The organism is Pseudomonas sp. TE3895 (assembly GCF_056278855.1).
This window is the reverse complement of the sequence record NZ_JBWBQE010000001.1, coordinates 5614007-5626221: the sequence shown is the minus strand read 5'-3', so window position 1 is coordinate 5626221 and position 12215 is coordinate 5614007. Positions and strand designations below refer to the sequence as shown.

General features: G+C 63.6%; 9 protein-coding genes. 6 read left to right on the top strand and 3 right to left on the bottom strand.

The genetic code is table 11. The features are described from left to right. Positions 1–2 precede the first annotated feature (2 nt). On the top strand, positions 3–788 hold the full coding sequence (locus ACZ889_RS25425) for a TenA family transcriptional regulator (RefSeq protein ID WP_180689415.1): 786 nt from the start codon (positions 3–5) through the stop codon (positions 786–788). A gap of 105 nt (positions 789–893) precedes the next feature. Here ACZ889_RS25425 and ACZ889_RS25420 read toward each other — a convergent pair whose 3' ends face one another. From ACZ889_RS25420 to ubiG, 3 genes are all read right to left on the bottom strand, one after another. After that, positions 894–1634, bottom strand: a complete 741-nt coding sequence (locus tag ACZ889_RS25420) for a YciK family oxidoreductase (protein WP_012053388.1) — start codon at positions 1632–1634, stop codon at positions 894–896. 156 nt (positions 1635–1790) lie between these two features. Then, a complete protein-coding gene (gene mupP, locus ACZ889_RS25415; RefSeq protein WP_003252659.1) occupies positions 1791–2462 on the bottom strand; it encodes an N-acetylmuramic acid 6-phosphate phosphatase MupP in 672 nt (223 codons plus the stop codon). A gap of 2 nt (positions 2463–2464) precedes the next feature. After that, complete coding sequence (gene ubiG, locus ACZ889_RS25410; RefSeq protein WP_003252662.1) at positions 2465–3163, bottom strand: bifunctional 2-polyprenyl-6-hydroxyphenol methylase/3-demethylubiquinol 3-O-methyltransferase UbiG; 699 nt, start codon at positions 3161–3163, stop codon at positions 2465–2467. A 110-nt stretch (positions 3164–3273) separates the two neighbouring features. Between ubiG and mtnA the strand changes: the two genes are divergently transcribed. The 5 genes from mtnA to ACZ889_RS25385 all read left to right on the top strand — a co-directional run bounded on the left by mtnA (position 3274) and on the right by ACZ889_RS25385 (position 12212). Beyond that, positions 3274–4350 carry an S-methyl-5-thioribose-1-phosphate isomerase gene (gene mtnA / locus ACZ889_RS25405; protein WP_012053387.1) on the top strand — a complete coding sequence of 359 codons (1077 nt, stop codon included), beginning with the start codon at positions 3274–3276 and terminating at the stop codon, positions 4348–4350. Between the two features lie 362 nt (positions 4351–4712). Next, on the top strand, positions 4713–7484 hold the full coding sequence (gene gyrA, locus ACZ889_RS25400; RefSeq protein ID WP_003252665.1) for a DNA gyrase subunit A: 2772 nt from the start codon (positions 4713–4715) through the stop codon (positions 7482–7484). 147 nt (positions 7485–7631) lie between these two features. Beyond that, entirely contained in the window at positions 7632–8717 is a 1086-nt protein-coding gene (gene serC / locus ACZ889_RS25395; RefSeq protein ID WP_476257937.1) for a 3-phosphoserine/phosphohydroxythreonine transaminase, read from the top strand. 1 nt (position 8718) lies between these two features. Then, positions 8719–9813, top strand: coding sequence for a prephenate dehydratase (gene pheA, locus ACZ889_RS25390; RefSeq protein ID WP_003252669.1), 1095 nt, complete (start codon positions 8719–8721; stop codon positions 9811–9813). 191 nt (positions 9814–10004) lie between these two features. After that, positions 10005–12212 (top strand): bifunctional prephenate dehydrogenase/3-phosphoshikimate 1-carboxyvinyltransferase, encoded by a 2208-nt coding sequence (locus tag ACZ889_RS25385; protein WP_476258038.1) that lies wholly within the window; start codon positions 10005–10007, stop codon positions 12210–12212. The last annotated feature ends 3 nt before the right edge of the window (positions 12213–12215 follow it).

Below are 12215 nucleotides of genomic sequence, written 5' to 3'. Positions count from 1 at the left end.
AAGTGATTGACGCATTCGTTCGTATCGGGCCTTTGATGGACCCCGCCAGTTACCCCCAATGGGCCCAGCAACTGATTGAAGACTGCCGCGAGAGCAAGCGCCGGGTGGTTGAGCATGAGTTTTATGCACGTCTACGCGATGGCCAGCTGAAGCAATCGACCATCCGTCAGTACCTGATCGGTGGCTGGCCGGTGGTGGAGCAGTTTTCGTTGTACATGGCGCATAACCTGACCAAGACCCGCTACGGCCGGCATCAGGGCGAGGACATGGCGCGGCGCTGGCTGATGCGCAACATCCGCGTCGAGCTCAACCATGCCGATTACTGGGTGAACTGGTGCCAGGCGCACGGTGTGCACCTGCACGAGTTGCAGGCGCAAGAAGTGCCGCCCGAGCTGAACGGCCTGAACGACTGGTGCTGGCGGGTGTGCGCCACCGAAAACCTGGCCATTTCCATGGCGGCGACCAACTACGCCATCGAAGGGGCGACCGGTGAGTGGTCGGCGGTGGTGTGCTCGACCGACACCTATGCGCAGGGGTTCCCTGAAGAAGGGCGCAAGCGGGCGATGAAGTGGCTGAAGATGCATGCCCAGTATGACGATGCGCACCCGTGGGAGGCGCTGGAAATCATCTGTACCCTGGCCGGTGAGAACCCCACCCTGGGGTTGCGCAACGAACTGCGCAGGGCCATTTGCAAGAGCTACGACTGCATGTTCCTGTTCCTGGAACGCTGCATGCAGCTGGAAGGGCGCCAGCAAGGCCGTATGCGGCCGGTGTTGGCTGCGGGCTGATCTTCGCTTGCACCGGCCTCTTCGCGGGTGAACCCGCTCCTGCGGGGTTATGCGATCCCCTGTAGGCGCGGGTTCACCCGCGAAAGGGCCGGTACAGGCAAAACATCATTGGGCGTTGAACGCCTGCCCGTTCACCCCTGTGCTGTCCGGCCCCATCAGGTACAGGTACACCGGCATGATCTCTTCGGGCAGCGGGTTGTTCTGCGGGTTCTCGCCGGGGTAGGCCTGGGCCCGCATCGCCGTGCGCGTGGCGCCTGGGTTGATACTGTTGGCGCGCACCGGCGCCACGCCTTCCAGTTCATCGGCCAAGGTCTGCATCAGGCCTTCGGTGGCGAACTTCGACACGCCATAGGCGCCCCAGTAAGCCCGGCCCTTGCGCCCCACGCTGCTGCTGGTGAACACCACCGAAGCGTCTTCTGACAGCTTCAGCAGCGGCAGCAGGGTGCTGGTGAGCATGAAGGTGGCATTGACGTTGATGTGCATCACGCGCATGAAGTTGTCGCCCGACAGCTGTTCCAGCGGCGTGCGCGGGCCGATGATCGACGCATTGTTGAGCAGGCCATCGAGGCGGCCGAACTGGCCTTCGATCATGGCCGCCAGCTCGTCGTACTGGTGTGGCAGGGCGGTTTCCAGGTTGAACGGGATGACCACCGGCTGCGGGTGGCCGGCGGCTTCGATCTGGTCGTAGACCTCGTTCAGGTTGGCCTCGGTCTTGCCCAGCAGCAGCACGGTGGCACCCAGTGCGGCATAGGCCCTGGCAGCCGCGGCACCAATGCCACGGCCGGCACCGGTAACCAGGATGACCCGGCCTTGCAGCAGGTCGGGGCGGGCGGTGTAGTCGAACATGGTTCTGTCCTTCGAGTTCGTGTGGGCGGCCGGGCCTATTGTAGGAGCGGGTTCACCCGCGAATGCGTCCGATCAGGCGCCAGTGTTGTCTGGGCTGGCGCATTCGCGGGTGAACCCGCTCCTACAAAGAGGCGGTGCCCGGTCATCGGTCTGGGTTCAGCAGCCGCACAGCGCGCTGTCGATCACTTTGCGCAGTTCCAGTGGGTGGTCCACCACCACGTCGGCACCCCAGTTGTTGGGGTTGTCCTCTGGATGAATATAGCCGTAGCGCACCGCCGCCGTGCGGGTACCTGCGTCGCGGCCAGACTCGATGTCGCGCAGGTCGTCGCCGACGAACAGCACACTGGCCGGGTCCAGGTTCAGCGTCTTGCAGGCCAGGATCAGCGGCTCGGGGTCGGGTTTGCTGTTTTTCACGTGGTCCGGGCAGATCAGCAACGCCGAACGCTCGGCCAGGCCCAGCTGCTGCATGATCGGCTCGGCGAAGCGCACCGGCTTGTTGGTGACGACGCCCCACAGCAGGTTGCCTTTCTCGATGTCGGCCAGCAGCTCGGCCATGCCCTCGAACAGCTTGCTGTGCACCGCGCAGTCGCGCTGGTAACGCTCGAGGAATTCCAGGCGCAGGGCCTCGAAGCCGTCAGCCTCCGGGTCCATGGCGAACGCAGTGGCGACCATGGCGCGGGCGCCACCCGAGATCACGCCACGGATCAGGTTGTCGTCAACGGCCGGCAGCCCGCGGTCGGCGAGCATGGCCTGGCAAATGGCGATGAAGTCCGGCGCCGTGTCCAGCAAGGTGCCGTCCATGTCGAAGAGTACTGCTCGCAAACGCATGCTTATTCCTCGCGCAGGGTCTGGATCATGTAGTTGACGTCGACGTCGCTGTTGAGCTTGTAGTGCTTGGTCAGCGGGTTGTAGGTGAGGCCGATGATGTCCTTCACCTGCAGGCCTGCATCGCGGCTCCAGGCGCCCAGCTCGGACGGGCGGATGAATTTCTTGAAGTCATGGGTGCCGCGCGGCAGCATCTTCAGGATGTACTCGGCGCCGACGATGGCCAGCAGGTAGGCCTTGGGGTTGCGGTTGATGGTGGAGAAGAACACCTGGCCGCCCGGCTTGACCATGCGGTAGCAGGCGCGGATCACCGAAGACGGGTCGGGCACGTGCTCGAGCATTTCCAGGCAGGTGACCACGTCGAACTGTTCGGGCATTTCCTCGGCCAGGGCTTCGGCGGTGATCTGCCGGTATTCCACCTGCACGCCGGACTCCAGCTGGTGCAGCTGAGCCACCGCCAGTGGCGCCTCGCCCATGTCGATACCGGTGACCGTGGCGCCGCGCAGGGCCATGGCTTCGCTGAGGATGCCGCCACCGCAACCCACGTCCAGCACTTTCTTGCCGGCCAGGCTGACGCGCTCGTCGATCCAGTTGACGCGCAGCGGGTTGATTTCGTGCAGCGGCTTGAACTCGCTTTCGCGGTCCCACCAGCGGTGGGCCAGCGCTTCGAACTTGGCGATTTCGGCGCGGTCGACGTTGCTCATTGAACAGTCCTCTGAAACTTCGCAAAATTGCGCCGGAGTATACCCGAGCGCTTGGCCGCGAGGGTCGCTATAATCGCCGGTTTTTGATATCCGAATGACGGGGAGAGGCGATGCGCGAGCGACTTTTGGCGGCGGAGAAGGTGACCGCGATCCGCTGGCAGGGCGGCGCCTTGCACCTGCTCGACCAGCGCCTGCTGCCGTCGGAGGAGCGTTGGCTGGCCTGCGACAATGTTGCGCAGGTAGCCGCAGCCATCCGTGACATGGCAGTGCGCGGCGCCTCGGCGATCGGTATTGCCGCAGCTTACGGCCTGGTACTGGCCCTTGAAGAGCGGCTGGCCGAAGGCGGCGATTGGGAAATGGACCTGGAAGACGACTTTCTCACCCTCGCCGAAGCGCGCCCTACCGCCGCCAACTTGTTCTGGGCGCTGAACCGCATGCGCGAGCGTCTGCTGCGCCTGCGTCCGGAAGAAGACGTTCTGGCGGCGCTGGAGGCCGAAGCGGTGGCCATTCACGAAAGCGACCGTGAGGCCAACCTGACCATGGCCCAGCAGGGTATCGAGCTGATCCGTCGTCATCAGGGCAATGCCCAGGCCCTGCTCACCTTCGGCAACGCCGGCGCCCTTGCCAGTGGCGGCTTTGGCACCGCACTGGGGGTGATCCGTGCCGGCTACCTGGAAGGCATGGTCGAGCGGGTTTATGCCGGTGAGACTCGCCCTTGGCTGCAGGGCTCGCGCCTGACGGCCTGGGAGCTGGCCAACGAGGGAATTCCGGTGACCCTGTGCGCCGACTCGGCGCTGGCGCATCTGATGAAGACCAAGGGCATCACCTGGGTGGTGGTGGGCGCGGACTGCATCGCTGCCAATGGCGACGTGGCCAGCAAGATCGGCACCTACCAGTTGGCGGTCAGCGCCATGCACCATGGTGTGCGCTTCATGGTGGTGGCGCCGAGCACCAGCATCGACCTGAACCTGGCAACCGGCGAGGATATTCCCCTGGAAGAGCGTGACGCCGACGAGTGGCTGGACTTTGGCGGTGCCCCGGCGGTACGGGATGTGCAGGTATTCAATCCGGTGTTCGACGTGACCCCGGCCGACCTGATTGACGTTATCGTGACCGAACGGGGTGTTGTCGAGCGCCCGGATACCGCCAAACTGGCCCAGTTGATTTGCCGCAAGCGCCTGCACTGATACCCCGGTAGAACGCGTACTTTGTGGGAGCGGCCTTGCGTCGCGATAGGGCCGCAAAGCGGCCCCGGGATGTCGGCGAAGAAGCAAAAATTGCCGGGGCTGCTGTGCAGCCCTATCGCGACACAAGGCCGCTCCCACAATGACCGTGCACTGCCGTACAGATCTCCCCACCGCCCCCGCCTTTGTGATAATATCCGGCAGTTTCCAAGACCGCCCAAAGTGGCGGCCTTCATTGCGCAGATCCATGGCACAACTCATTGATTTGTCGTAAGTCGTCGCACCCTTATGCGCTGCGGCGGCGAGCTTCGTTCGGCCCTTGATGGAGCTGCGAAGTTTCACCAGAAAAAGGAATCAGGCTTCTCATGGGCGAACTGGCCAAAGAAATCCTCCCGGTCAATATCGAAGACGAACTGAGACAGTCTTACCTCGACTACGCGATGAGCGTGATTGTCGGGCGAGCGCTGCCCGATGCGCGTGACGGCTTGAAGCCCGTGCATCGCCGCGTTCTCTATGCGATGAGCGAACTGGGCAACGACTGGAACAAGCCGTACAAGAAATCCGCCCGTGTGGTCGGTGACGTGATCGGTAAGTACCACCCGCACGGCGACACTGCGGTCTACGACACCATCGTGCGTATGGCCCAGCCGTTCTCGTTGCGCTACCTGCTGGTCGACGGCCAGGGCAACTTCGGTTCGGTGGACGGCGACAACGCTGCCGCCATGCGATACACCGAAGTGCGCATGACCAAGCTGGCCCACGAGCTGCTGGCCGACCTGCACAAGGAAACCGTCGACTGGGTGCCCAACTACGACGGCACCGAGCAGATCCCGGCGGTCATGCCGACGCGTATTCCCAACCTGCTGGTCAACGGCTCCAGCGGTATTGCCGTGGGCATGGCGACCAATATTCCGCCGCACAACCTCGGTGAGGTCATCGATGGCTGCCTGGCGCTCATCGACAACCCGGAAGTCACCATCGATGAACTGATGCAGTTCATCCCTGGCCCGGACTTCCCGACTGCCGGCATCATCAACGGTCGCCAGGGCATCATCGAGGCCTATCGCACCGGCCGTGGCCGCATCTACATGCGCGCCCGCTCCGAGATCGAAGACATCGACAAGGTTGGCGGCCGCCAGCAGATCGTGATCACCGAGCTGCCGTACCAGCTGAACAAGGCGCGCCTGATCGAAAAGATCGCCGAGCTGGTCAAAGAGAAGAAGATCGAAGGCATCACCGAGCTGCGCGACGAGTCCGACAAGGACGGCATGCGCATCGTCATCGAGCTGCGTCGCGGCGAGGTGCCGGAGGTAGTGCTCAACAACCTCTACCAGCAAACCCAGCTGCAGAGCGTATTCGGCATCAACGTGGTGGCCCTGGTCGACGGCCGTCCGCGCCTGCTCAACCTCAAGGACCTGCTCGAAGCGTTCGTCCGCCACCGCCGTGAAGTGGTGACCCGCCGTACCGTATTCGAGCTGCGCAAGGCCCGTGAACGTGGCCATATCCTTGAAGGCCAGGCGGTCGCGCTGTCCAACATCGACCCGGTCATTGCCCTGATCAAGGCCTCGCCGACGCCGTCCGAAGCCAAGGAAGCCCTGGTTTCCACACCGTGGGAATCCAGTGCCGTGCAGGTCATGGTCGAGCGCGCCGGCGCCGACGCCTGCCGCCCTGAGGACCTGCCGGAGCAGTACGGCCTGCATGACGGCAAGTACTTCCTGTCGCCGGAGCAGGCCCAGGCCATTCTCGACCTGCGCCTGCACCGCCTGACCGGCCTGGAGCACGAGAAGCTGCTGGCCGAGTACCAGGAAATCCTCGAGCAGATCGGCGAGTTGATCCGCATCCTCAGCAGCGCCGAGCGCCTGATGGAAGTGATTCGCGAGGAGCTGGAGGCCATCCGTGCCGAGTACGGCGATGTGCGCCGCACCGAAATCCTCAATGCCAGCCACGACCTCAACTACGGCGACATGATCCCGGAAGAAGAGCGCGTGGTCACCATCTCCCATGGTGGTTATGCCAAGACCCAGCCATTGTCCGCCTACCAGGCCCAGCGCCGCGGCGGCAAAGGCAAGTCGGCGACCGGCGTGAAGGACGAGGACTACATCGAGCACCTGCTGGTCGCCAACAGCCATGCCACCCTGTTGCTGTTCTCCAGCAAGGGCAAGGTGTACTGGAAGAAGACCTACGAAATCCCCGAAGCGTCCCGCGCTGCCCGCGGTCGTCCGCTGGTCAACCTGCTGCCGCTGGAGGAGGGTGAGCGCATCACCGCCATGCTGCAGATCGACCTCGAAGCGCTGCAGCAGAACGCCGACCTCGACGAAGAACTGGACGAGGCTGATGACACCGTGCTCGAGGGTGAGCTGGTGGAGGCCGAGGAAGTCGACGAAGAAGACGGCGACACCCCGGAGTGGGTTGCAGAGCCGACCGGCGCGTACATCTTCATGGCGACCGCTTCCGGTACCGTCAAGAAGACCCCGCTGGTGCAGTTCGCCCGTCCGCGCTCCAACGGCCTGATCGCCCTGAAGCTGAAGGAAGGCGACACTCTGATTGCCGCGGCCATCACCGATGGCGCCAAGGAAGTCATGATGTTCTCCGACGCTGGCAAGGTCATTCGCTTTGCCGAGAGCGTCGTGCGTGAAATGGGTCGCAACGCCCGTGGTGTACGCGGCATGAAACTGGGCAAAGGCCAGCGGATCATCTCGATGCTGATCCCGGAGTCCGGCTCGCAGATCCTCACCGCCTCCGAGCGTGGCTTTGGCAAGCGCACCCCGCTGTCCAAGTTCCCGCGTCGCGGCCGTGGTGGCCAGGGTGTGATCGCCATGGGTACCAAAGGGCGCAACGGCCTGCTGATTGGGGCTATCCAGGTGCAGGAAGGCGAGGAGATCATGCTGATTTCCGACCAGGGCACGCTGGTTCGCACCCGGGTTGGCGAGGTGTCCAGCCTGAGCCGCAACACCCAGGGTGTTACGCTGATCAAGCTGGCGGCCGATGAGACACTGGTGGGCCTGGAGCGTATCCAGGAGCCATCCGAGGACGAGCTCGATGAAGTGATCGAGACGGACGAGGAGGGTGTCGAGGCTGCAGCGCCAGACAATGAAAATGAAGAAGCTGCGGGTGCCGACGAGGCCCCGCAAGAGTAAGCGAGCGTAAACCCGAGCGGGGCGACCAAGGTCGCCCCGTTTGACTGTGTAGGAGCGGGCTTGCCCGCGATGCAGGCGCCACCGATCCTGCATGGAATGTGGCCACCGAATTACGATTTTGTTCTATTTGGCAGAGCGAGAGTGGATGTGAGCAAACGAGCCTTTAACTTCTGCGCAGGCCCTGCCGCGCTTCCTGACGCTGTCCTGCAGCGCGCACAGGCCGAGATGCTGGACTGGCGTGGCAAGGGGTTGTCGGTGATGGAAATGAGCCATCGCAGCGACGATTACGTGGCCATCGCCGAAAAGGCCGAGCAGGACCTGCGTGACCTGCTGTCCGTCCCCTCCAACTACAAGGTGCTGTTCCTGCAAGGGGGCGCCAGCCAGCAGTTCGCTGAAATCCCGCTGAACCTGCTGCCGGAAAACGGCACGGCCGATTACATCGAAACCGGTATCTGGTCGAAAAAGGCCGTCGAGGAAGCGCGCCGTTTCGGCAACGTCAACGTCGCCGCCACTGCCAAGCCTTACGACTACCTGGCCATCCCCGGCCAGAACGAGTGGAACCTGACCAAAAACGCTGCCTACGTGCACTACGCGTCCAACGAGACCATCGGTGGCCTGCAGTTTGACTGGGTGCCGCAAACCGGTGACGTACCGCTGGTGGTCGATATGTCGTCCGACATCCTCTCGCGCCCGATCGATGTGTCGCAGTTCGGCCTGATCTACGCCGGCGCGCAGAAGAATATCGGCCCAAGCGGCCTGGTGGTGGTGATCGTGCGCGAAGACCTGTTGGGCCATGCCCGCAGCAGCTGCCCGACCATGCTCGACTACAAGGTTTCGGCTGACAACGGGTCGATGTACAACACCCCGGCCACCTACTCCTGGTACCTCTCGGGCCTGGTCTTCGAGTGGCTGAAAGAGCAGGGCGGTGTTGAGGCCATGGAGCAGCGCAACCGTGCCAAGAAAGAGCGCCTTTACGGGTTCATCGACCGCAGCGAGTTCTACACCAACCCGATCAGCGTCAACGCCCGTTCGTGGATGAACGTGCCGTTCCGCCTGGCTGACGAGCGCCTGGACAAGGCCTTCCTCGCTGGCGCCGATGCGCGTGGCCTGCTCAACCTCAAGGGCCACCGTTCGGTGGGCGGCATGCGCGCCTCCATCTACAACGCCCTGGGCCTGGAAGCGGTAGAAGCGCTGGTAGGCTACATGGCTGAATTCGAGAAGGAGCATGGCTGACATGTCCGAACAGGAGCTCAAGGCGCTGCGCGTGCGCATCGACAGCCTCGACGAGAAAATCCTCGAGCTGATCAGCGACCGCGCCCGCTGCGCCGAAGAAGTAGCCCGGGTCAAGACGGCCTCGCTGAAGGAAGGCGAGAAGCCGGTGTTCTACCGTCCCGAGCGTGAAGCTGCGGTGCTCAAGCGCGTGATGGAGCGCAACAAGGGCCCGCTGGGCAACGAAGAGATGGCGCGGCTGTTCCGCGAAATCATGTCGTCGTGCCTGGCCCTGGAAGAGCCGCTGAAAATCGCCTACCTCGGCCCTGAAGGCACCTTCACCCAGGCGGCGGCCATGAAGCACTTCGGCCACGCGGTGATCAGTCGGCCGATGGCGGCCATCGACGAAGTGTTCCGTGAAGTGGCGGCCGGTGCCGTCAACTTCGGTGTGGTGCCGGTGGAAAACTCCACTGAAGGTGCGGTCAGCCACACCCTGGACAGCTTCCTCGAGCATGACATGGTGATTTGCGGTGAAGTCGAGCTGCGTATCCACCACCACCTGCTGGTGGGCGAGAACACCAAGACCGACAGCATCACCCGCATCTACTCCCACGCCCAGTCGCTGGCCCAGTGCCGAAAGTGGCTGGACGCGCACTACCCGAACGTGGAGCGCGTGGCCGTATCGAGCAATGCCGAAGCGGCCAAGCGGGTCAAGGGTGAGTGGAATTCGGCGGCGATCGCCGGCGATATGGCGGCCAACCTGTATGGCCTGACCCGTCTGGCCGAGAAGATCGAAGACCGCCCGGACAACTCCACGCGCTTCCTGATGATCGGTAACCAGGAAGTACCGCCGACCGGCGACGACAAGACCTCGATCATCGTTTCGATGAGCAACAAGCCAGGTGCGTTGCATGAGTTGCTGGTGCCGTTCTATCAGAACGGCATCGACCTGACCCGCATCGAGACCCGCCCGTCGCGCAGCGGCAAGTGGACCTACGTGTTCTTCATCGATTTCGTCGGCCACCATCGCGACCCGCTGATCAAGGCGGTGCTCGAGCAGATCAGCCAGGAGGCTGTGGCGCTGAAGGTGCTGGGCTCGTATCCGAAGGCGGTGCTTTGATCTGAGGTTGTTGGGGCCGCTTCGCGCCCCATCGCGACACAAGGCCGCTCCCACACAGGTGTAGCGCATTGTGGGAGCGGCCTTGTGTCGCGATGGGCTGCAAAGCAGCCCCAATGGCTCTTACCGGCTGTCCAGATTTCAGAACAGGGTTCGCACCAGTGGTAAATGCAGCAAAAACCAAACCCGCGCCAATCATCAACCGCCTGGTCGTGGTCGGCCTGGGCCTGATCGGCGGCTCGTTCGCCAAGGGCCTGCGTGAAAGCGGCCTGTGCCGCGAAGTGGTCGGTGTCGACCTGGATGCCCCCTCGCGCAAGCAGGCCGTGGCCCTGGGCGTGGTCGACCGCTGCGAAGAAGACCTCGCCGCCGCTTGCGTGGGCGCCGATGTCATTCAGCTGGCCGTACCGATCCTGGCCATGGAGAAAGTCCTGGCCCGACTGGCCCAGCTCGACCTGGGTAATGCAATCATCACCGACGTCGGCAGCGCCAAGGGCAACGTCGTGCGGGAAGCGCGTGCCGTCTTCGGTGATCGCCTGCCGCGCTTCGTCCCGGGCCACCCCATTGCCGGTTCCGAGCAGAGCGGGGTAGAAGCCTCCAATGCCACCTTGTTCCGCCGGCACAAGGTCATCCTCACGCCGCTGGCCGAAACCGACCCCGCCGCGCTGGCCCTGGTTGACCGCTTGTGGCGTGCGCTGGATGCCGACGTGGAGCACATGTCGGTCGAGCGCCATGACGAAGTACTGGCCGCCACCAGCCATCTGCCACATCTGCTGGCCTTTGGCCTGGTCGACTCACTGGCCAAACGCAATGAAAACCTCGAGATCTTCCGGTACGCTGCGGGTGGATTCCGCGATTTCACAAGAATCGCCGGCAGCGATCCGACCATGTGGCATGACATCTTCCTCGCCAACCGCGACGCTGTCCTGCGCACGCTTGATACATATCGCAGCGATCTCGACGCCCTGCGCGACGCGATCGCTGAAGGGGATGGGCACCAACTGCTGGGTGTATTCACCCGCGCACGGGTTGCCCGCGAGCATTTCAGTAAAATCCTGGCCCGCCGGGCCTATGTGGACGCTATGAACGCCAACGATCTGATTTTCCAGGCCCAACCGGGTGGCCGCCTGAACGGGCGGATCCGTGTACCGGGCGACAAGTCGATTTCCCATCGCTCGATCATGCTCGGCTCGCTGGCCGAAGGTACTACCGAGGTCGAAGGCTTCCTCGAAGGCGAAGATGCGCTGGCGACCCTGCAGGCATTCCGTGACATGGGTGTGGTCATCGAAGGCCCCAACCACGGTCGTGTGACCATTCACGGCGTGGGCCTGCATGGCCTCAAGCCGCCACCTGGGCCGCTGTACGTAGGTAACTCCGGTACTTCGATGCGCCTGCTGTCGGGCCTGTTGGCCGGTCAGTCGTTCGATGTCACCATGACCGGCGACGCCTCGCTGTCCAAGCGCCCGATGAACCGTGTGGCCAACCCGCTGCGCGAAATGGGTGCTGTGGTCGAGACCGGCCCGGACGGCCGTCCGCCGCTGACCATCCGCGGTGGCCACAAGCTCAAAGGGCTGACCTACACGCTGCCGATGGCTAGCGCCCAGGTCAAATCCTGCCTGCTGCTGGCCGGCCTGTACGCCGAAGGCAAGACCACTGTCACCGAACCTGCGCCTACCCGTGACCACACCGAGCGCATGTTGCGCGGTTTTGGCTATTCGGTCGACAGCAATGGCCCGGTGGCCTCGCTGCAGTCTGGTGGCAAGCTGACCGCTACCCGGATCGAAGTGCCGGCTGACATTTCCTCGGCCGCGTTCTTCCTGGTCGCAGCCTCTATCGCTGAAGGCTCCGAGCTGGTGCTGGAGCATGTCGGCATCAACCCGACCCGTACCGGCGTGATCGACATCCTGCGCCTGATGGGCGGCGACATCACCCTGGAAAACCAGCGTGAAGTGGGCGGCGAACCTGTGGCCGACCTGCGTGTGCGCGGTGCCAAGCTGAAGGGTATCGACATTCCTGAAGCGTTGGTGCCGCTGGCCATCGACGAATTCCCGGTATTGTTCGTGGCCGCTGCCTGCGCTGAAGGGCGTACCGTGCTGCGTGGTGCCGAAGAGCTGCGGGTGAAGGAGTCCGACCGCATCCAGGTGATGGCCGATGGCCTCACTACCTTGGGCATCAAGTGCGAGCCGACCCCGGACGGCATCATCATCGACGGCGGCCAGATGGGCGGCGGCGAAGTGCATGGGCATGGTGACCACCGCATCGCCATGGCCTTCAGTGTGGCTTCGCTGCGCGCCAGTGCGCCGATTCGCATTCACGACTGCGCCAACGTCGCCACCTCGTTCCCCAACTTCCTGGCGCTGTGCGCCGAAGTGGGGATTCGCGTGGCAGAAGAGGGCAAGTCGTGAATT